Origin of the sequence: Streptomyces sp. NPDC005648 (assembly GCF_040605395.1) — a bacterium.
Lineage (GTDB): Bacteria > Actinomycetota > Actinomycetes > Streptomycetales > Streptomycetaceae > Streptomyces.
On the sequence record NZ_JBEXCS010000035.1, the window covers coordinates 18,221 to 37,303 of the forward strand.

General features: G+C 69.2%; 20 protein-coding genes and 1 tRNA gene. 3 read left to right on the forward strand and 18 right to left on the reverse strand.

All coding sequences use genetic code 11. From position 1 onward, the window contains the following. Positions 1-36: 36 nt before the first annotated feature. From rho to ABZT17_RS21125, 7 genes are all read right to left on the reverse strand, one after another. A complete protein-coding gene (rho, locus tag ABZT17_RS21095) occupies positions 37-2,037 on the reverse strand; it encodes a transcription termination factor Rho (protein ID WP_356350949.1) in 2,001 nt (666 codons plus the stop codon). 417 nt (positions 2,038-2,454) lie between these two features. Beyond that, positions 2,455-3,384, reverse strand: a complete 930-nt coding sequence (thrB, locus tag ABZT17_RS21100; protein ID WP_356350951.1) for a homoserine kinase — start codon at positions 3,382-3,384, stop codon at positions 2,455-2,457. Between the two features lie 283 nt (positions 3,385-3,667). After that, positions 3,668-4,726 carry a threonine synthase gene (gene thrC, locus ABZT17_RS21105; RefSeq protein ID WP_356350952.1) on the reverse strand — a complete coding sequence of 353 codons (1,059 nt, stop codon included), beginning with the start codon at positions 4,724-4,726 and terminating at the stop codon, positions 3,668-3,670. Positions 4,727-4,732: 6 nt separating this feature from the next. Beyond that, the gene (locus ABZT17_RS21110) at positions 4,733-6,025 is read right to left on the reverse strand and encodes a homoserine dehydrogenase (protein ID WP_356350954.1); all 1,293 of its coding nucleotides are present in this window, start codon (positions 6,023-6,025) and stop codon (positions 4,733-4,735) included. A gap of 189 nt (positions 6,026-6,214) precedes the next feature. Beyond that, entirely contained in the window at positions 6,215-7,606 is a 1,392-nt protein-coding gene (gene lysA, locus ABZT17_RS21115; protein WP_356350955.1) for a diaminopimelate decarboxylase, read from the reverse strand. A 12-nt stretch (positions 7,607-7,618) separates the two neighbouring features. Continuing rightward, on the reverse strand, positions 7,619-8,827 hold the full coding sequence (nrtL, locus tag ABZT17_RS21120; RefSeq protein ID WP_356350956.1) for an ArgS-related anticodon-binding protein NrtL: 1,209 nt from the start codon (positions 8,825-8,827) through the stop codon (positions 7,619-7,621). Positions 8,828-9,058: 231 nt separating this feature from the next. After that, positions 9,059-9,580 carry a response regulator gene (locus ABZT17_RS21125; RefSeq protein WP_356350958.1) on the reverse strand — a complete coding sequence of 174 codons (522 nt, stop codon included), beginning with the start codon at positions 9,578-9,580 and terminating at the stop codon, positions 9,059-9,061. A 142-nt stretch (positions 9,581-9,722) separates the two neighbouring features. On the opposite strand from ABZT17_RS21125, the gene ABZT17_RS21130 reads away from it, so the two are divergent. Further along, a tRNA-Arg gene (locus ABZT17_RS21130) sits at positions 9,723-9,794 on the forward strand. Between the two features lie 217 nt (positions 9,795-10,011). On the opposite strand, the gene ABZT17_RS21135 is transcribed toward ABZT17_RS21130, so the two are convergent. From ABZT17_RS21135 to ABZT17_RS21180, 10 genes are all read right to left on the reverse strand, one after another. Then, complete coding sequence (locus ABZT17_RS21135) at positions 10,012-10,866, reverse strand: nuclease-related domain-containing protein (RefSeq protein ID WP_356350960.1); 855 nt, start codon at positions 10,864-10,866, stop codon at positions 10,012-10,014. A gap of 180 nt (positions 10,867-11,046) precedes the next feature. After that, positions 11,047-12,420, reverse strand: coding sequence for a site-specific integrase (locus ABZT17_RS21140; RefSeq protein WP_356350961.1), 1,374 nt, complete (start codon positions 12,418-12,420; stop codon positions 11,047-11,049). Next, positions 12,417-12,611, reverse strand: coding sequence for a helix-turn-helix domain-containing protein (locus ABZT17_RS21145; protein WP_329293860.1), 195 nt, complete (start codon positions 12,609-12,611; stop codon positions 12,417-12,419). The genes ABZT17_RS21140 and ABZT17_RS21145 overlap by 4 nt, the downstream gene beginning before the upstream one ends. Then, positions 12,587-13,921: a replication initiator gene (locus ABZT17_RS21150; protein ID WP_356350962.1), complete on the reverse strand. Its 1,335-nt coding sequence runs from the start codon at positions 13,919-13,921 to the stop codon at positions 12,587-12,589. The genes ABZT17_RS21145 and ABZT17_RS21150 overlap by 25 nt, the downstream gene beginning before the upstream one ends. A gap of 120 nt (positions 13,922-14,041) precedes the next feature. Further along, the gene (locus ABZT17_RS21155; protein WP_356350964.1) at positions 14,042-14,290 is read right to left on the reverse strand and encodes a SpdD protein; all 249 of its coding nucleotides are present in this window, start codon (positions 14,288-14,290) and stop codon (positions 14,042-14,044) included. A gap of 34 nt (positions 14,291-14,324) precedes the next feature. Next, on the reverse strand, positions 14,325-14,510 hold the full coding sequence (locus ABZT17_RS21160) for a hypothetical protein (protein WP_356350966.1): 186 nt from the start codon (positions 14,508-14,510) through the stop codon (positions 14,325-14,327). A 16-nt stretch (positions 14,511-14,526) separates the two neighbouring features. Next, entirely contained in the window at positions 14,527-14,718 is a 192-nt protein-coding gene (locus ABZT17_RS21165; protein ID WP_033531892.1) for a mobile element transfer protein, read from the reverse strand. Between the two features lie 12 nt (positions 14,719-14,730). Beyond that, positions 14,731-15,363 carry a DUF2637 domain-containing protein gene (locus ABZT17_RS21170; RefSeq protein WP_356350967.1) on the reverse strand — a complete coding sequence of 211 codons (633 nt, stop codon included), beginning with the start codon at positions 15,361-15,363 and terminating at the stop codon, positions 14,731-14,733. Positions 15,364-15,448: 85 nt separating this feature from the next. After that, positions 15,449-16,825, reverse strand: a complete 1,377-nt coding sequence (locus tag ABZT17_RS21175; RefSeq protein ID WP_356350968.1) for an FtsK/SpoIIIE domain-containing protein — start codon at positions 16,823-16,825, stop codon at positions 15,449-15,451. After that, the gene (locus ABZT17_RS21180; protein WP_057608710.1) at positions 16,825-17,181 is read right to left on the reverse strand and encodes a hypothetical protein; all 357 of its coding nucleotides are present in this window, start codon (positions 17,179-17,181) and stop codon (positions 16,825-16,827) included. The genes ABZT17_RS21175 and ABZT17_RS21180 overlap by 1 nt, the downstream gene beginning before the upstream one ends. Before the next feature lie 184 nt (positions 17,182-17,365). Between ABZT17_RS21180 and ABZT17_RS21185 the strand changes: the two genes are divergently transcribed. Further along, a complete protein-coding gene (locus tag ABZT17_RS21185) occupies positions 17,366-17,728 on the forward strand; it encodes a hypothetical protein (protein WP_356350969.1) in 363 nt (120 codons plus the stop codon). Between the two features lie 22 nt (positions 17,729-17,750). On the opposite strand, the gene ABZT17_RS21190 is transcribed toward ABZT17_RS21185, so the two are convergent. After that, positions 17,751-18,542, reverse strand: coding sequence for a GntR family transcriptional regulator (locus ABZT17_RS21190; RefSeq protein WP_062244632.1), 792 nt, complete (start codon positions 18,540-18,542; stop codon positions 17,751-17,753). A gap of 109 nt (positions 18,543-18,651) precedes the next feature. Between ABZT17_RS21190 and ABZT17_RS21195 the strand changes: the two genes are divergently transcribed. Further along, entirely contained in the window at positions 18,652-19,059 is a 408-nt protein-coding gene (locus ABZT17_RS21195; protein WP_062025426.1) for an NUDIX hydrolase, read from the forward strand. Positions 19,060-19,083: the final 24 nt, after the last annotated feature.

The window sequence follows — 19,083 nt, forward strand, 5'->3', positions numbered from 1 at the left end:
TTGGCACCCTAGGGGCGCCGGGAACGGAAACGGCGCTCAGTCACCGTTGCCCGGCATGGGCGTCGTCTTCTGGATCTGCAGCAGGAACTCCGCGTTCGACTTCGTCTGCTTCATCTTGTCGAGCAGCAGCTCGATCGCCTGCTGCTGGTCGAGCGCGTGCAGCACCCGCCGCAGCTTCCACACGATCGCGAGTTCGTCGGAGCCGAGCAGGATCTCCTCCTTGCGGGTACCGGACGCGTCCACGTCCACCGCCGGGAAGATGCGCTTGTCGGCGAGCTTGCGGTCGAGCTTCAGCTCGGCGTTGCCCGTGCCCTTGAACTCCTCGAAGATCACCTCGTCCATGCGGGACCCGGTGTCGACGAGAGCCGTCGCGAGGATGGTCAGCGAGCCGCCGTCCTCGATGTTGCGGGCGGCACCGAAGAAGCGCTTCGGCGGGTACAGCGCGGTGGAGTCGACACCACCGGAGAGGATGCGGCCGGACGCCGGAGCGGCCAGGTTGTACGCACGGCCCAGACGGGTGATCGAGTCGAGCAGCACGACGACGTCGTGGCCCAGCTCCACCAGCCGCTTGGCACGCTCGATGGCGAGCTCGGCGACCGTGGTGTGGTCCTCGGCCGGGCGGTCGAAGGTCGAGGAGATGACCTCGCCCTTCACCGACCGCTGCATGTCGGTGACCTCTTCCGGACGCTCGTCGACCAGGACGACCATCAGGTGGCACTCGGGGTTGTTGTGCGTGATCGCGTTGGCGATCGCCTGCATGATCATGGTCTTGCCGGTCTTCGGCGGAGCCACGATCAGACCGCGCTGGCCCTTACCGATCGGCGCGACGAGGTCGATGATGCGGGTGGTGAGGACACCGGGGTCCGTCTCCAGGCGGAGGCGGTCCTGCGGGTACAGCGGGGTGAGCTTGTTGAACTCCGGGCGGCCACGGCCGTGTTCGGGCGCCATGCCGTTGACGGAGTCGAGCCGCACCAGCGCGTTGAACTTCTCGCGCCGCTCGCCCTCCTTGGGCTGACGGACCGCGCCAGTGACGTGGTCGCCCTTGCGCAGGCCGTTCTTGCGGACCTGGGCGAGGGAGACGTACACGTCGTTCGGGCCCGGCAGGTAGCCGGAGGTCCGGATGAACGCGTAGTTGTCGAGGATGTCGAGGATGCCCGCGACCGGGATCAGGACGTCGTCGTCGGCGACCTGCGGCTCGGCGCCGCCGATCTCGTCACGGCCACGACGGCCGCGGCGGTCCCGGTAACGCCCGCGACGGCCGCGCCGGCCGCCCTCGAAGTCGTCGTCGTCCTGGGGGCCGTTGTCGCGCTGCTGACGGTCCTGACGGCCGCCGCCCTGCTGCTGGCTCTGCTGCTGGCCGCGCTGGCCGCCCTGCTTGTCGTCGCCGCCCTGGCGACGGTCACCGCGGTCAGCGCGCTCGCCGCGGTCACGGCCACGGTCCCGGCGGTCACGACGGCCACGGGCGTCGCCGTCACCGGCGTCGTTCTGCGCCTGCGGGGCGGGCGTCTCGGCCTTCGGCTCGCTCTTCGCCTCGGCGACGACGGTCTCGACGCTCGTGGCGGCCGCCGGGGCGCCGGCCTCGGCGGTGGCACGGCGACGACGGCGCTCGGTGGGCGCGTCGTCGCTGGCGGGCTGGCCGGGAATCTCGATCTGCTGCTGGGCCACGGCCTTCTCGGCGGGGGCCTCGGCCGACTTCTGGTCGGCGGCGGGCGCGGCGTCGTCGCCGGAACGGGCCTTGGAGGTGGCCCGGCGCTTCGGCTTGGTCTCGGCGGCGGCCTCGCTCTTCGGAGCCGCGGCACCTCCCCCTGCCTGCGCTTCCTTGATGACCTCGATCAGCTGGCTCTTGCGCATACGCGCCGTGCCCTTGATGCCGAGGCCCGATGCGACCTGCTGCAGCTCGGCCAGCACCATGCCCTCGAGGCCGGTACCGCGGCGCCGCCGGGAGCCGGCACCGGTGGCAGGCGCGGAGGCGTCCGTGGCGGGCGCGGCAGCGGTCTCCTCGACACGTGCGCCCATCAGATCGGTGGTGTCGCTCACGAAGGGTCCTTCCCTGGAGCGGACGTCGGCCTGTCTGGCTCGGCGACCGGTTGTGCTGTCCGGCAGTGGTCCTTGCTGTGTGGACCGTGCCGGGGCGGTGGTCCGCCAAAGGTGGCGGAGGGAATATCTGGGATGGCGCTTACCGAGACCTGGGCCGTGGCACCGGGTGCCGGTGTCACGTGGTTCGGTAGCACCGATTCCGGAGCGTGCCCGGCAAGTCGCTCAGTGCTCGCGTACGAGGTACTGCCCGCGTACGTCGTACGGAACACAGTGCGGCTTGGGAGGCTCCCGGAAGAATGTCTGTCCCGGACGGGGACACGAAGCACCTCGCCATGGTGGGGTCGGGTGCAGACTTGAGATTAACACTACCGGATCCAACAAACATTCCCCCTCTCGAAATCCGGTGACAGCACGCTTTCAGATGTCACCGGACGGTGCGAGCGGCAACACGCTCGCTCCCTGTGCGTCGAGGTCGAGCCGGTTCGCGGCCCAGCCCTCCCCTGCCAGATGAGCCACCTTGTCGGCGCTGTCGGCGTCTGCCAGCGCCAGCACGGTGGGTCCTGCTCCTGAGATGACTGCCGGGACTCCGTCGGCCCGCAGTCGCTCCACCAGCGCGGCGCTCTCCGGCATGGCGGGAGCGCGGTATTCCTGGTGGAGACGGTCCTCGGTGGCGGGCAGCAGCAGCTCGGGGCGCCTGGTCAGGGCCTCGACGAGCAGGGCCGCCCGGCCCGCGTTGGCGGCGGCGTCGACGTGCGGCACGGTGCGCGGGAGCAGTCCGCGCGCGGTCTCGGTCAGGACCGGCTTTCCGGGCACGAAAACCACCGGAACGATGGAATCGCAGGGCTCCATCCTGATCGCCCGCGCGGCGCCCGACTCCATCCAGGAGAGGGTGAATCCGCCGAGCAGACAGGCCGCCACATTGTCGGGATGCCCCTCGATCTCGGTCGCGAGCTCGAGCAGCGCGGCATCGTCGAGCCGCGCCTCCCCGCCTATGGTCACGGCGCGCGCGGCGACGATGCCGGCGCAGATCGCGGCGGACGAGGAGCCCAGGCCACGGCCGTGCGGGATGCGGTTGGCGCACACGATCTCGAGGCCGCGGGGCTGCCCGCCGAGCAGGTCGAAGGCGGTGCGCAGGGACCGTACGAGAAGGTGGTTCTCGTCGCGCGGCAGCGTCTCGCTGCCCTCGCCCGCGATGTCGATGTGCAGCCCGGAGTCGGCCACCCGGACGACGACGTCGTCGTAGAGCCCCAACGACAGGCCCAGGGCGTCGAAGCCCGGGCCGAGGTTGGCGCTGGTGGCGGGGACGCGCACCCTTACGGCGGCGGCGCGGAACGCTGGACCGGCCATCGCTCGATGACTCTCCTTGAGCTGCGTGATTGTCGAAGACATTCGATGTCGTACGAAGACCCTTCGGGCCGTGGAGACGGCGCGGCACCCCGCCATACGCGAAGGCATATGCAGCGGGCGGGTTCGGTACAGCCTATCGAAGGAAGGTTCTGTGGCGACATAGGGCGCACAGGAGGCGCACGATGCGTGTCGTAAGCCCCCTGTGCACCCCTGCGCGGGAATCCCCCGTGGGGGCTTCCGTCAGGCTCGGGACCGGGGTGGGGATCCGGATTCCGGTACGGGCTCAGGCGAGGCCGAGGCGGTCGGCCGCCGTCGCCGCGTCGACCGGTACGGTCACCGGCTGCGGGGCGCCGGCGACGGCCCAGTCCGGGTCCTTGAGGCCGTTGCCCGTGACGGTGCACACGATGGTCTGCCCGGGGTCGACCTTGCCCTGCTCGGCGGCCTTCAGCAGACCGGCGACGGACGCGGCCGACGCGGGCTCGACGAAGACACCCTCCTGCGCGGCCAACATCCGGTAGGCGCGCAGGATCTCACGGTCCGTCACCTCGTCGATGAAGCCACCGGACTCGTCCCGCGCGGCGAGCGCGTACTGCCAGGAGGCCGGGTTGCCGATACGGATCGCGGTGGCGATCGTGGACGGGTCCTTGACGATCTCGCCGCGCACGATCGGGGCGGAGCCGGAGGCCTGGAAACCCCACATCCGGGGGGTCCGCTTCGAGACACCGTCGGCGGCGTACTCCGTGTAGCCCTTCCAGTACGCGGTGATGTTGCCCGCGTTGCCCACCGGGAGGACATGGATGTCGGGGGCGTCGCCCAGCATGTCCACGATCTCGAAGGAGGCCGTCTTCTGCCCCTCGATACGCACCGGGTTGACCGAATTGACCAGCGCCACGGGGTAGTTGTCGCTCAGCGAGCGGGCCAGCGTGAGGCAGTCGTCGAAGTTGCCGTCGACCTGGAGGATCTTGGCGCCGTGGACCAGGGCCTGGCCCATCTTGCCCAGGGCGATCTTGCCCCGCGGCACGAGAACGGCCGAAACCATGCCCGCACGGACGGCGTACGCCGCCGCACTCGCCGACGTGTTGCCGGTGGAGGCGCAGATCACAGCCTTAGCGCCCTCCTCCTTGGCCCGTGTGATGGCCATGGTCATACCGCGGTCCTTGAAGGACCCGGTGGGATTGGCGCCCTCGACCTTGAGGTGAACCTCACAGCCCGTGCGCTCGGAGAGCACCTGCGCGGGCACGAGCGGCGTGCCGCCCTCGCGGAGGGTCACGACCGGCGTGGTGTCGGACACCGGCAACCGGTCCCGATACTCCTCGATGATTCCGCGCCACTGGTGGGTCATTGCTGCTTACTCTCCTTCAACCCGCATGATGCTGGCGACACCCCGCACGGTGTCGAGCTTGCGCAGCGCCTCGACGGTCCCGGACAGGGAGGCGTCGGAGGCTCGGTGGGTGACGACGACGAGCGATGCCTCGCCGTCCTTGCCCTGCTGGCGAACCGTATCGATGGAAACCCCGTGCTCGGCGAACACGGTGGCAACCTGGGCGAGAACACCCGGTTTGTCGGCGACGTCGAGGCTGATGTGGTAGCGGGTGACGACGTCACCCATCCCCGACACGGGCAGCGCGGCGTACGACGACTCGCCGGGCCCGGTCGCTCCGTTGAGCCGGTTCCGGCAGACGGCGACGAGGTCGCCGAGGACAGCGGACGCGGTCGGCGCACCGCCGGCACCGGGCCCGTAGAACATCAGCTGCCCGCTCGCGTCGGACTCGACGAACACGGCGTTGTACGCGCCGCGCACGGAGGCGAGCGGATGGGTCAGCGGAATCATGGCGGGGTGCACGCGCGCGGTGACCGACTGGCCGTCCTCGGCCCGCTCGCAGATGGCGAGCAGCTTGATGGTGCAGCCCATCTCCTTGGCCGAGCGGAAGTCGGCGGAGGTGACCTCGGTCATGCCCTCGCGGTAGACGTCGTCGAGGCGCACCCGCGAGTGGAAGGCGATACCGGCCAGGATGGCGGCCTTGGCGGCGGCGTCGAAACCCTCGACGTCGGCGGTGGGGTCGGCCTCCGCGTACCCCAGGGCGGTGGCCTCGTCGAGGGCCTCCTGGTATCCCGCCCCCGTGCTGTCCATCTTGTCGAGGATGAAGTTGGTCGTGCCGTTGACGATGCCCAGCACCCGGTTGACCTTGTCGCCGGCGAGGGACTCGCGCAGCGGCCGGATCAGCGGGATGGCACCGGCGACGGCGGCCTCGTAGTAGAGGTCCCGCCCGTGCTGCTCGGCGGCGGCGTGCAGGGCGGCACCGTCCTGGGCGAGGAGCGCCTTGTTGGCGGAGACGACCGAGGCGCCGTGCTCGAAGGCGGTGGTGATGAGCGACCGGGCGGGCTCGATCCCCCCGATGACCTCGACCACCACATCGATGTCGCCCCGTTTGACGAGGGCGGTGGCGTCGGTGGTGACCAGCTCCGCCGGGATGCCTTCCCGCACCTTGGAGGGCCGCCGTACCGCGACACCCGCGAGCTCGATCGGGGCCCCGATCCGCGCGGCGAGGTCGTCGGCGTGCGTCGTCATGATGCGCGCCACCTCTGAGCCGACAACCCCACAGCCCAGCAGCGCCACCTTCAGCGGACGCGTACGCATCATCCGACCTCGTTTCCTCATACCGTCTACGGTGGGACCAGTCTCACTCACCGGACGGGAGTTTCTGCCCCTCGTCCGAATCATGAGACATCGATTTCATTTGTACCGGGGTGGAAGACCGCAGATCTTCCACCCCGTTCGTCCCCCCCGGGGACTCGGCTTCTTCCCGCGCGCTCAGCCGACCCCTCGCGCTCAGCCGACGTCGAGCCGCAGCAGATCCTCCTCCGTCTCGCGCCGGACGATGACCCGGGCCTCGCCGTCGTTCACGGCGACGACCGGCGGGCGCGGCACATGGTTGTAGTTGCTGGCCATGGAGCGGCAGTACGCGCCCGTCGCCGGCACCGCGATCAGGTCACCCGGTGCCAGGTCGGAGGGCAGGAACGCGTCCTTCACCACGATGTCCCCGCTCTCGCAGTGCTTGCCGACGACGCGGCAGAGCATCGGCTCGGCATCACTGGCCCGCGACACCAGGGCGACGCTGTACTCGGCGTCGTACAACGCGGTGCGGATGTTGTCGGACATGCCGCCGTCGACGGAGACGTACGTACGCAGCCCGTCGAGCGGCTTGATGGTGCCGACCTCGTAGAGGGTGAAGGCGGTGGGCCCGACGATGGCGCGCCCGGGCTCCACGGAGATCCGGGGCGTACGCAGCTTGGCGGCCTCGCACTCACGGGTGACGATCTCGGTGAGCGCCTTGGCGATCTCGTGGGGCTCGCGGGGATCGTCCTCGCTGGTGTACGCGATCCCGAGCCCGCCTCCGAGATCGATCTCGGGCAGTTCGACCCCGTGCTCGTCCCGGATGTCCTTCAGCAGCCCGACGACCCGATGCGCGGCCACCTCGAACCCGGACATGTCGAAGATCTGCGACCCGATGTGGGAGTGGATCCCGATGAGTTCGAGCCCGTCGAGCCGGAGCGCCCGCCGGACGGCCTCGGCGGCCTGCCCACCCGCCAGCGGAATCCCGAACTTCTGGTCCTCGTGGGCGGTGGCGATGAACTCGTGGGTGTGTGCCTCCACCCCCACGGTGATACGGATCTGAACCCGCTGCCGCTTCCCGAGCGACTCGGCGACATGCGCGACCCGCACGATCTCCTGGAAGGAGTCGAGCACGATCCGCCCGACGCCGGCGCGCACGGCCCGCTCGATCTCCTCCGTCGACTTGTTGTTGCCGTGGAAGGCGATGCGGTCGGCGGGCATCCCGGCGGAGAGGGCCGTGGCCAGCTCCCCACCGGAACAGACGTCCAGATTGAGCCCTTCCTCGTGCAGCCAGCGCACGACGGCCCGCGAGAGGAAGGCCTTGCCGGCGTAGAAGACGTCGGCGTCATGCCCGAACGCGGTACGCCACGCACGCGCGCGTTCCCGGAAGTCGGCCTCGTCGAGGATGTAGGCGGGCGTCCCGTGCTCCTCCGCGAGGCTCTTGACGTCGATACCCCCGACGCTGACGACACCTTGGGCGTCACGCGTGACCGTATGGGCCCAGACCTTGGGGTCGAGCGCGTTGAGATCGGTCGGCGGCCCTGAGTAGTGCCCCTCGGGGAGGACATCGGCGTGACGGGGCCCGGCGGGGTGTGCGGAACGGCTCATCTTTGTCGTCTTTCAGAGGTGTTCGGGTGCGTCGATGCCGAGCAGGGACAGGCCACCGGCCAGCACCGCCCCGACGGCTTCGGCAAGCGCCAGCCGGGCACGGTGGGCGGCCGAGGGTTTCTCCTCGCCGATCGGAAGAACGGTGAGGAGAAAGGGAAGCGCGGCATCGGCAACGGCAACGAGATGCCGGGCCAGCCGGTCGGGGGCACGGTGCACGGCGGCCTGGGCGAGGACTCGGGGGTGGTCGGCGAGGGTGGTGAGGAGGGGGGTGGGGAGGAGTGGGGTGGGGAGGGTGGTGGGACTGTGAGCAGAGCCGGGATCGGTGCTGTGGGCAGGGCCGTGATCGGTGCCATGGCCGGCGCCGTGATCGGAAACGCGATCGGAGATGTGTACGTCTCCCGGTTCCGCGGTGAGGCCCAGATCGGCGGCGTTGCGGCTGAGGGCCCGGGTGCGGGCGTACGCGTAACGCACACGGAAGAGAGGGTTGCTCTCGCGCTGGACCAGGTGGTCGGCGGTGATACGGGGCCGGTCGTGGGCGGCGGGGTGCAGCAGCGCCCAGCGGGCGGCGTCGGGGCCGAGGGGGGTGGGATCCTCGGGGGCCGGGACGGGGTGGAGGTCGACGGGCTCGCGGTGGTCGGTTTCGGTGCGGGGGGTGTCGGGGCCGAGGGGGGTGGCCGGAAGAGTGGGCGCAAGGGCGGCGGGAAGGGTGGCGCCACCTGAGGTGGGGGCAGGCCGGAGAGTGGGCGGCTTGCGGTGTTCGACCTCGGTGCGGCCGCCTTGGGAGGCGATGATGCGGGTGAGCGCGTCGGCGACGACTTCGGCACGGATGTCGTACGGGATACGCAGCCGGATGATCTGGCCGGCGAGGGTGTCGCTGTGGCCGTAGGCCGAGCCCCGGTCGAGGATCTCGCGGACGAGAGCGGCAGCGGAGGTCGCCGAGTCACGCAGGCTGATGTTGATGAACCCGGGTCCGGTGACGGTGACGTCGGTGAGGCCGGCGGTGTCGGCCAGATGCCGCCGCAGGATCTCAGCGACCCGCAGGGGCGGTTGCCCGGCCGGGCGGGCGAGCTGGAGGGCGATGTTGGTGGCGTAGTCACCACAACCACCGGGACCGGGCGGGGTGACCACAGCCCGTGCCGGCACGGCGACGCTCAGCTCCCCTCCGTCAACAGCACGACGCACCGCGCACAGCACGGTACGGGAGAGCTCGACGGGGGTCACGGGGACAAGCGTATGGGAGGAGGGGGGTGGGTAGGCGAGCCGGTTTCGGGGACGGTCCGGGATGTGGGACGACGGGCTGGAGGGTGGCCGTATCCAGCCTCTTCGCGAGTTGTAGCCAGCCTCTTCGCGAGCGAACCCTGATGGGAGAACTGAAGCCGGCTGTGGAGGCGCAGGCGAACCCGGGCCCGTAGTCGCCCCTAGGAGGCGGATGAGGACGAGGCGATGCCTGGCTCAGGCGCCGGCTCGCCCGGCCCTCTCGGCCTCGCCAACGCCGAGGACGGGCCCGAGGGAGGACGCATCCTCGTCTCCCCCAGCACCACCCCCACCTCTCCCGCGCCGCATCAACTGCTGTACGAGACGCACAAGTTCGGCAGGCTCAAACGGCTTGGCGAGAAACGCGTCGACGCCGACATCGAGCCCGGTCTCGACCTCGTAGGAGGTACAGGCACTGACGATGGCAAGGGGAAGATCCCGGGTACGCGGATCAGAACGCAGCCGAGCCGCAGTCCGCAGCCCATCCAACCGAGGCATGACCACATCCAGCGTCACGACGTCGGGCCGCACCTGATGAACGACATCCAGACACTCGGCACCATCGGCCGCGGTCACGACCTCAAGCCCCTCCAGCTCGAGATTGACCCTGATCAACTGCCGGATGACCTTGTTGTCGTCCACAACGAGGACCCGGCCTGAAGCGCCTGGCACAACTCGAGAGTAGGTCGAGACCGGCCACCGCGTCCGGCTTTTCCCCACTTCTGCCTCGTCCGGGGGACACGGGGACGCGCCCCGCCACCACCCCTCCCCCACCACGCCCCGCCCCCATAAACCCGTTCATGAACACCCCGAAGGAGCTGGTAGGGTTCTACCCGTCGCCGCCAAGCAAGGCGCCCGACACGCCCCCGTAGCTCAGGGGATAGAGCAACGGCCTCCGGAGCCGTGTGCGCAGGTTCGAATCCTGCCGGGGGCACCTTGATTTAGGTGCCCAAAGACCCCGTCACCAGCGGAAACGCTGAGGCCGGGGTCTTCGCGTATGTGCAGGTGTATGCGGCCCGAAGCGGCTCTATGTCGAGGTCTGTGGACGAGGCGTGGACGGGATCTTGGAGCATCGCCGCAGGTGAGCCCTCAAGTAGCGGGAGGCGGCCACAACGCTAGCCGACGCCGGACGCGGGCGCTCAGCACTCGACTCAGGCCCGCCGCCACGCCTGTCGATGTCGAGCCACGCTGTAGACCTGCTCGACCTGATCAGGCTTCAGCGCGCCGGAGAGCGGCGCGAGAGCCGACACCTGGCGCTCCTGGTACACCCGCACGCTCAGTTGCGTGGCGACCACCTTCAGATCGGTGACCCCGACGAAGACGAGGACCGGCTCGACGGGCACGGGGAACGGACAGTAGGTCTCAAGGACCCTGGCGACGCGGCGGGCCTCCGCCCGGCTCTTGCGCGCGTAGGGCGCCGGCTTGCCATGGTCGACCTTCACCGAGTCGTCGCCGACCCATACGGCTCTCCCCTGGTGGTGCTTGGTGTTGACGCTGAACACGCCGCCGGGCCCGATCAGCAGGTGATCGAGATCTACGTCGTTGGCCAGAGGTATGGAGTGCAGGACATGCCAGCCGTGGCGTTTCAAGCGGTCGAGTTCGGCTCCGACTCGCTTCTCCCCCGCCAGCCCCTTGCGCCAGGAGTCCCATTCCGAAGGACGCCTCAGAAGTAGGGACACGAGTCGCCGCCAGGTGCTCGGGCCGGAAGTGTCGAGCAGATCCTGTAGGGACTTACCAGGGCGACTGACGGACAAGTCGTCGGCCGGAGTCAGGGGCGGCAGCTCGGGCGTCGGCTCAGCCTCATCCTTCACGACGGTCGGCACAGGATGAGGCGCGATCTGTAATCGCCGGGTGAGCGCAGCTATTACGTCGTCGCGGTACTCAACTCGCAAGACCGTGAGGTCTCCGGTTTTGACGTCAGCCCAGCCAACAGGGGTTCCGTCGGGAAGGTTCGCATACCAGCGATCGTGCCCGTATCGCCTCCACCGCGTGATCCTCAGCTCCATGAGGTCCCCTTCCTCGTTAGCGCCACCGCCCTCATGGCAGCAGTAAGGAAGGGGCGATCACAAGACAGCAAGGCAGGCCACGGCGTAGCGCCGCGATCTCGGAAGTGCCATCAGAGGATGGCCGAAGAACGGACGACGCCCCCGGCATGCTGCCGAGGGCGTCACTTGTGTTGCTGTCGTTCACTCGTACTCGCGTAGCAGGTCCTCAATACGCCGGTTGGCGACGTCTTGCCGTCCGTCGAGGCACTTCGCATACCGGGTCAGCAGGACCTCAACGCTGTTGCCAGCGCGCTCGGCAACTTCGGTGGGATCCACTCCCGCATTGAGCCACGTCGACAGCGCCGAGTGCCGCAGGTCATACGGCCTACTCGCGAGCGGCGAGGCCGCGACGGCCGGCGGAAGCGCTAGGAGCCGGGCCTCCTGCCAGACGCGGTAGTACGTCGAGGACGGGACGACCGAACCTTTCTCGCTGAAGAACAGGCGCCCGTCGTCCGCCGTGCCAAAAGTGGCCAGGTGCTCACGGAACACGGCTACGAGGTGAGGCGGAATAGGTACTCGCCGGACGTCCTCGGTCGGCCGGTTCTTCAGCCCGCGGTCGTCGTGGGTCTCCCCCGAGTCGGTCCACTGCTTGCCGACCGACGGGCGGGTCCGGTGAAGCAGCGCGGAGCCCCAGCCCTGTGCCGGGAGGATCAGGTCCGTCTCGGCAAGGCCGACCGCTTCAGCCGGCCGGAGACCGCCGAAGTACATCGCGGCAAACAGACCCACGAGACGACGGCCGCGGGCACGCCGGTATCCACCCACATAGGAGACGGCCGCCAGGAGGTTGCGAGCCTGCTCCGGGTTGGCGACGACCCGCGGGTCAACCTGGTTGGACACCTTCGGTTTCTGCCAGCGGACAGCCGTAATGGGGTTCTCGCGCAGCTCCCCCAGGTCAACCGCATAGTTCGCGGCGTTGACGAGGGTCCGACGCTTGCGCCGCACGGTCTCTGCCGCTGCCGCCGTGCCGTCGAGCTTGAGCTTCAGCGAGTCGAGGACCGCGCGGGCCGTGGCTGGATCAGCAAGATCGGCGAGCGGTCGGGAGGCCTTGGACACCCAGTGGAGAATGTTCCGTACGTCGTCCGGGATTTCTCGATCGTCGGGCCCCGGCAAGACGAAGGCCCAGTTGCGTAGCGCTTTGCGGATCACCTCATCGGACGGCCTTCCGGCGCGCTCGTCGAGGAGCTCCAGTGTCACGCTGGTGAGGGATTCATTGATGCCGTCCCTCGTGTTGGGGGCGGCATGGGGCCATTTCATGGCGAGGTATCTGAGGGCGAAGGCGTACCAGGACACGGCCGACTTCTTCTCTTCCATCGAGGCCGGAAGGCCCGACTCGGTGTCGAACTCTTCACCGTCACGCATCGCTCGCATGAGCTTCGTGCGGTAGTGGTCAGCGAGCGCTTTGGTACGGAAGGAATCAGAGAAGACGTTGCCAGCCACGGACCAGCGAACCCCGTACGAAGGCGTCTTGGTGTCCCGCTTGCGCACGCCCCAGACCTTGACGTCGAGCGACTTCACGCGGCCTCCTCCAACTGCCGAAGCCAGCTGGCGAAGTCGCTGCGCCAGACCCGAAGCTCCCCGTTAGGAAGTTTGAACGCGGCAGGCCCCTGGCCCAACTCACGCCAGCGGTAGAAGGTCCGTCGAGAGACCCCACCAAGTTCGTTCAAGACCTGGCGAACAGTCATCAATTCGTCGCGGCGGGCGTCCATGTGGGCTCTCCTTCCAAGCCAGGGGCGGGTTCGAGGGATGCGGACAGCCAGGCTTCGGCAGAGGACAGGCCGGCTCCGGCGAAGACCCAGTGGGCGAGGACGTATGTCGTCTCCGGTTGACGGTCAGTGGCTGCTGCGGTTTGGGCTCGGCGCCATTCGGCGCGGGCGTCGCGAAGGGCTCCGAGGGTGGTGGAGTAGCGGCGGGACTTGGTGGAGAAGTGGCCGCGGAAGCCGAGCATGTGGGCCCAGGCGCGTAGGCGGAGGTGTTCGAGGCTCTTGCGGGCGCCGAGGGTCCAGGCGGTTCGGATGAGTTGGCGGGCGTGGTCGCTGATGTCGAGCTGGGCGAGTTCGGCGACGAACTTGAGCGGGCGGTCGAGAGCTCCCGTAGCGGTTTCGGCGCCCTTGGTGGCGTACTTGGCGATGTAGGCGGCTACGGCTCGTTCGGTGAGCTCCTGCCCGTCGTTGAAGTCGGCGGAGGGGATGGTGCGGACGTCGAGTTGGCGGCCGAAGGTGAAGGTGTGGGTGCGGCCGTCGATGACCGGGCCGTCGACACGGACCTTGGTCGCGGCGGTTTCTATTGCGTCGGTGAGCAGTTCGGCCGTGGCCCAGGCCGGCGGTGGGGTACTGCCACCCTCCGGACCGTCGATGCGGATGACCGCGTGGAAGTGGACGGCGCCGCGCTTTTGGTATTCGGCGACCTTGGCGAAGGACACGCGGGCGTGGTCGCGGAGGCAGCGTTGGCTCAGGCCCGCTCGCTTGGCAACTTCTCGGCGGAGGTAGATCGAGAAGCGGCGCCAGAGGGCGCCTGCGTGGGCGTTCCAGAGGACGGCGGCTTCGTAGTCGTAGGTGTCGGTGTTGAGCGGGGTGCCAAGGGTCTGGTCGTCCTGGTCGTGGCGGCGGCCGCAGCGGCAGGGGCGGCCGTCGGTGCGGCGGTTGTGGACCGGGCCGAAGCCGGGGGCGGTGAAGGTGGCGAACACGCGGGGGTGGGTGCCGACTTGCGGTGGGGTGCCTTTGCCGCCGCGCAGTCCGGCGGTGATGAGGTGGAAGGTGTCGCGGCGGTAGACCTCGGCGCAGGCCGGGCAGCGGGTGGTGCGGCGGTTGTTGCAGCGGACGAGGAGTTGGCCAGCTGGGAGGCTGGTCGAGTCGAGCTGGTGGAGGATGCGGCCGATCTCGCCGGTTGCAGTGTTGAGGTCGAATTCGGTGCGGTGGCCGTCGAGGCGGATGGGGTGGGTGCAGCCGCCGAGGCCGGACAGTTGGCGGAGGATACCGGGGAGGGTGCCCTGGGCGGCCAGGTTCGCGAGTTCCGGCATGGGGGCCGGGGTGGTGCGGGTGAAGATGGCGTTTCCCTTCTGACTGGCTCGGTCGGGAGGAAGGCCCTGGGGCGGCGTAATGCTTGGTCGTGTGCCGTCGCCCCGGAGGCCGGGCGGGATCTAGCGGCGGTGCTGGTCGCGGAGCAGGGAGCGCAGGACCACGGCGGCCACGGCGACCGAGATAGCCGTGACGGCGACGGCGGCCAGGAGCGCGGTGAGGACGACTCCACCGACGACCAGGGCCGCGACCGTCTTCTGATCGATGGACACCGAGGGCAGCGAGCGGCGGGCGGGTGCCGGGTCGGTGGCTGCGCTGTGGGTGTGTGTGGGCGGCGGGGTGGGGTTGTCGGGGTACTTGGGCAGGAACACGGCCGGAGGCTCCTTATCTACTCGTCTAGATGTGTCAGCCGTTTATGACGGTCACGCCGGAGCGCGTGCCGGATTCGATGGCGGGGGCGAGGAAGGTGTGGGAGAGCCAGAAGCCGAAGAGGGCGATCAGGACGACGATCCAGGTGCGGACGCCAAGGAACTTGACCGCTCCCCAGGCAAAAAGGCCGAGGACGACGACGAGGGGCAGGCTGACGGTCACGGGGTGGTGGGTCCTTTCAGCGGACGGGGCAGCGGTGGGTGCGGGCGGCCAGTTCGGCGGCGGCGCGGCTGTCGTAGTCGGCGGAGAAGTTGCAGCGCGGGGCAGTGCAGGCGGCGGTGTGCTTCTCACGGCCCCGACCGTCGTACGACGTGGCGACCTGAACGGGGCCGATGCGGGTGACGTTGCGGAAGCGGCGGTTCGCGGACACGTGAGTCTCCTCTCAGAGTTGGGCGGCGATGGCTTCGGCGAGTGGCGCCGGGACACCGAGGCGGGCACGGAGGGTCGGGGTGTCGATTGGAGCGCCGGTGCGGGTGCGGTGTTCGGCGGCGACCTTGCGGGCGTGGTCGACGAGTGCGGTCGGAACCGGCACGGGCGGGGTGGGCCGAGGTGGCTCGATGGCGGCGGGTTGGGCGGGCGTTTCGGGGGTGGTTTCGGGCTCGTCCTCCTGGTCCTCGATGAGTTCCATTCCGTTCTCCTCGGTGGCCGTTTTCGGCGCGGAGTGCGCGAGGAGGGTCCCGCCGAGGAATGCGACCGCGGGCCAGCCGGCGACGAGGATGCGCAGCCAGGCCGGCACGTCGGTCATGTCGAGGAGTCCGGCGGTGGCGACGTTGGCGCCGAGGGAGGCGGTGAGGGCGATGACGAACCAGCACCAGGCAGCCGTTTTGGCCGTACCGGAGCGGAGTCGACGCCATGCGGCGACGAGCAGCAGGTCAACGCTGATCGGGTAGGCCCACGCCTTCCATCCGTCCTGTCCGGCCGCCATGGCGATGTCGTGGATGTGGGCGAAGGACAGTGCGGCGGCGATGAGCGCCTGGACCAACACCGCGTCGACACGGGACAGATGGGCGCGCACGGTCCGGCTCCTTTCGGTTTCGGGCATGGCAGGGGTAGGGACGTGGCGCGAGGCGGTCACGCCGACCGGGTGAAGAGGGGGTGCCTCAGTCGGTCACCGGGCGCGGCAGCACTGCCGGAGCCGGGGTCTCGACGGGGCGTACAGGGATGGCGGGCCGGAAGGGCTTGAGCGCGGGCAGGTCGGGCACCAGGTGCGCCGATTCTCGGCAGATTTCGGCTGCGTCGCCGAGGGAGAGGTAGGGCGTGCGGATGCGGGACCAGCCGCCTGAGGTGTCGCCCGCGACGGCGAGGCCGGGCAGTTCGGGGGCGATGGCGCAGGCGGCGGAGACCGCTTCGGGGGCGATGTCGCCGAGGGCCATCTTGGCGGAGGCTTCGTCGTTGACGCGGTGGCAGACCCGGCCGGTGAGCTGGGCTCGGAGCATGGTGGCGCCCTTGCCGAGTTCGGCGCCGAAGCGCTGGCCGCAGACCTCCAGGTAGATGCCGGCCGCCCGGCCGAGCTGGGCGAGGCGGATGAGCTGGGTGACCATCTCGTCGCGGCGTTCCTCGTCCTTGCGGGTGGCGGTGAGGAAGAGTTCGGCCACCTCGTCGACGAACAGGACGATGGGGGTGGGTCGTTCGCTCTCTGGCAGGCCCCAGATGTCGGAGGTGATCTCCTCGTCGGGGGTGTCGGGTGCGATGCCCTGCCGGGTTTTGATCAGGTCGTATCGGTCCTCCATTTCCTTGACCAGGGCGGGCAGGAGTTCGGCGGCTTCGTCGGGGTCGGTGGCGAGGGCGGACAGGCGGGCGGCGAAGGGCGCCAGTTCGACGCCGCGCTTGCAGTCGATCCCGACGAGGGCGACCGCCTCAGGAGCCAGTCCGGTGATGAGGTGGCGCAGGTACATGGACTTGCCGGACAGGGTGGCGCCGAGGGTGAGTTGGTGGGGAACTGTCCGGTAGTCCCGTACGAAGGGAGTGGCGTCCTCCCGCAGAGCAACCGGCACCTTGAGGAACCCGGAGTCGGTCTTGCGCGGCATGCGGACCCGCCGCAAGACGTCATAGCCGACGAGCCGCAGTTCGACGACACCGGGCTTGACGGTGGTGACGTAGACGGCGTGAACGCCCCAGGCATGCCGCAGGCGTTCGGCCGAGGCGGCGACGTCGGCGGGTTCCTGGCCGGGGGCGAGCCGCAGCCGGATGCGCAGACCGGTCGTGGTCGGCCGGATGATGCCCCGGCGGGGCGGCACCGGCCGGACCTCCCGCCGTGTGGTGGCCTTGACGGCGAGGACCCGCAGCCGGGACGGGGCGACGGTCAGGCCGCACGCTTCCATGACGGAGCTGTACGAGCTGAGCAGGCGGGCGGTGGATATCGGCCCGCCGACGGCGGACCAGTAGACGGCCGGGTACTTGGCCCGGGCGTAGGCGGTCCCGCCGCCGAGCGCAGCGAGAGGACCACCCACCTCCAGGAGTGTCGTCAGGTCGGTCATCAGGCGGTGGCCCCCATGGCGGCCGGGAACGCGGCCGGGGTGACGGCGGCGGCCCGGTAGGCGATGCCGTGGCGCTGCTGGCCGTTGAACACGGACTCCCACGGCCGGGCGATGAGCCCCGGCAGCGAGACCGGAGCGCCCAGGTTCAGGCCCTCGGAGACACCGCCCTCGGGCACGGTGACCTTGATCAGCGAGGACTCGCCGTCCTCGATGTAGACGACGCCGAGCGTCATCAGCGCCTCACCGCTGACGGCGTCCTTGGCAATCTCGCCGGTCTGACGGTCGCGGACCTTGGGCTCGGGAGCCTCGGTGAGGAGGATCGTGGCGGCGGAGGTCTCAACACGGATGGTGCGCAAGATAGTTTCCCCATCTACTCGTCTATACATGTAGCGATCTGCGAGCCCGATCTCTCGGGCTCACGACAACCACCCTGCCACACAACTTGCCCACTCGTCTATACGAGTATGCATGCTGAGGTGTACGAGTTCGGGAAGCCTGACGGACCGGACCGTTGTCAGTGCCCTCGGGCATGCTCTGCCCATGCTGATTGCGACCAACAGCCGGGGCCACGCGGTAAATCGCCCTTCGAAGCCGAAGATAGGAACGATGCTCGCCGACCTGGATCAGGGTGATCACCTGCTCCTTGAACGGCAAGACGAGAGCCAGGAAGGCAACTGGTACATCCAGGTGCTGTTCCGCGACAACAACACCTACCAGTTGGAGTACCGGGACGGCGTTCCCGCGGAGCACTACCAGACGCAGACGGTGTCGCAAGAGAAGGTCCTGCAAGCACTCCTCGACTGGGCGGCCGCCAGGCCCGCGTGGCGGGAGGGGTTCATGTGGACCAACATCGGCCACTGGTTCACTCCGGCCCCTGAGGATGAGGACGATCCGACCGTCTAGAACTGCGCCGCCGCCCATGCGATCAGGTCGCGGGGAGCTGGTACGACAGGACGTAGGCGTCTGCCGCCATGACCGTGTCGCAGACTTCGACGGCCCGTCCCTCGGTGTCGAAGGCGGTGCGGACGAGATGGATGACGGGCACGCCGGAGGCCAGCCGGAGCGTCTTGACCTCGTCCGGCGAAGGCATCCGGGCCCGGATCTCCTCCTCGAAGTGGTCCAGGCGGTGACCGAGTTCTTCGAGACGGGCGTAGATGCCGCCCGGCCCGGGGTTGGGTTCGGCGATCTGCGTACCGCGGGCGATGTCGAGGGGGAGGTAGGAGGTGGCGAACTCGACCGGCCGACCGTCCAGGAGATAGCGGCGCCGGCGAGCGAGGACCCGCCGCACCGAGCCGAGCCGGGTGGAGATGTCCTGACTGGCCTTCTCTTCCTTGACCTCAAGGCTGTCGACCTGGGGATGACTGCCGACTGTGTCCGCCTCGACGATGAACGCGGACTTCCCCTGCTCGCGATGCCGGCGGGCGAAACGGTCGGAGGCGAGCCGCCGCACGGGCGGACGGGGCCGGACGAAGACGCCCTTGCCGTGTTCGGCGTGGACGAGTCCTTCCCCCTGGAGGATGGAGAAGGAGTTTCGCACGGTCATCCGGGATACCCCGTAGTGGTCCACAAGCTCCGCCTCGGAGGGCAACTTCTCGCCCTCCCTGAATCGCCCACGATCAATGGCCTCGCGCAGCTGGTCGGCGATCTGCCGGAAGACCGCACGATCGCTCGTGGGGTCGAGATCACCGAGCTGGCCGGAGGGAAGAGCAGGGGTCACGAGTGCACTCCTTTAGGTATCTAGACGTGTGGGCGAGTGTTGTTGCTACGGTGGAGAGCCTAGCCATCCGAGAGGGCCGAGGAACGTGAGCACAGAACGCCCGCACTCCGTGAGCGTCGCCGGAGTCGTCATCGACGACTCGGGCCGGGCCCTCCTGATCCAGCGCCGCGACAACGGCAAGTGGGAGCCCCCGGGCGGCGTCCTCGAACGCGAGGAGACCATCCCCGAGGCCCTGCAACGCGAAGTCCTCGAAGAGACCGGAATCAAGATCGCCCTTCCGGCGACTCTGACCGGCGTCTACAAGAACATGACCGGCCTGATCGTCTCCCTGGTCTTCCGCTGCCAGGCCGCCGACGGCACGCCCACCACCGGCGACGAGACCCGCGCCCTGCGCTGGGCCACCCGCGAAGAAGTCTCCGAGCTTGCCGACGAGGCGTACGCCATCCGCGTCCTGGACGCGATGGACGCGGCGTCTCCACCTGCCATCCGCGCCCACGACGGCGTGAAACTCGTCTAGCCCGAACCCGCTGCACATGGCGGC

Bases quoted from the DNA above. Each gene is read 5' to 3' on its own strand.
- thrB (WP_356350951.1), bottom strand. From the start codon at position 3,384: ATGGCCGGTCCAGCGTTCCGCGCCGCCGCCGTAAGGGTGCGCGTCCCC.
- thrC (WP_356350952.1), bottom strand. From the start codon at position 4,726: ATGACCCACCAGTGGCGCGGAATCATCGAGGAGTATCGGGACCGGTTG.
- ABZT17_RS21110 (WP_356350954.1), bottom strand. From the start codon at position 6,025: ATGATGCGTACGCGTCCGCTGAAGGTGGCGCTGCTGGGCTGTGGGGTT.
- lysA (WP_356350955.1), bottom strand. From the start codon at position 7,606: ATGAGCCGTTCCGCACACCCCGCCGGGCCCCGTCACGCCGATGTCCTC.
- ABZT17_RS21135 (WP_356350960.1), bottom strand. From the start codon at position 10,866: ATGGAGCTGAGGATCACGCGGTGGAGGCGATACGGGCACGATCGCTGG.
- ABZT17_RS21145 (WP_329293860.1), bottom strand. From the start codon at position 12,611: ATGGACGCCCGCCGCGACGAATTGATGACTGTTCGCCAGGTCTTGAAC.
- ABZT17_RS21150 (WP_356350962.1), bottom strand. From the start codon at position 13,921: ATGCCGGAACTCGCGAACCTGGCCGCCCAGGGCACCCTCCCCGGTATC.
- ABZT17_RS21175 (WP_356350968.1), bottom strand. From the start codon at position 16,825: ATGACCGACCTGACGACACTCCTGGAGGTGGGTGGTCCTCTCGCTGCG.
- ABZT17_RS21185 (WP_356350969.1), top strand. From the start codon at position 17,366: ATGCTGATTGCGACCAACAGCCGGGGCCACGCGGTAAATCGCCCTTCG.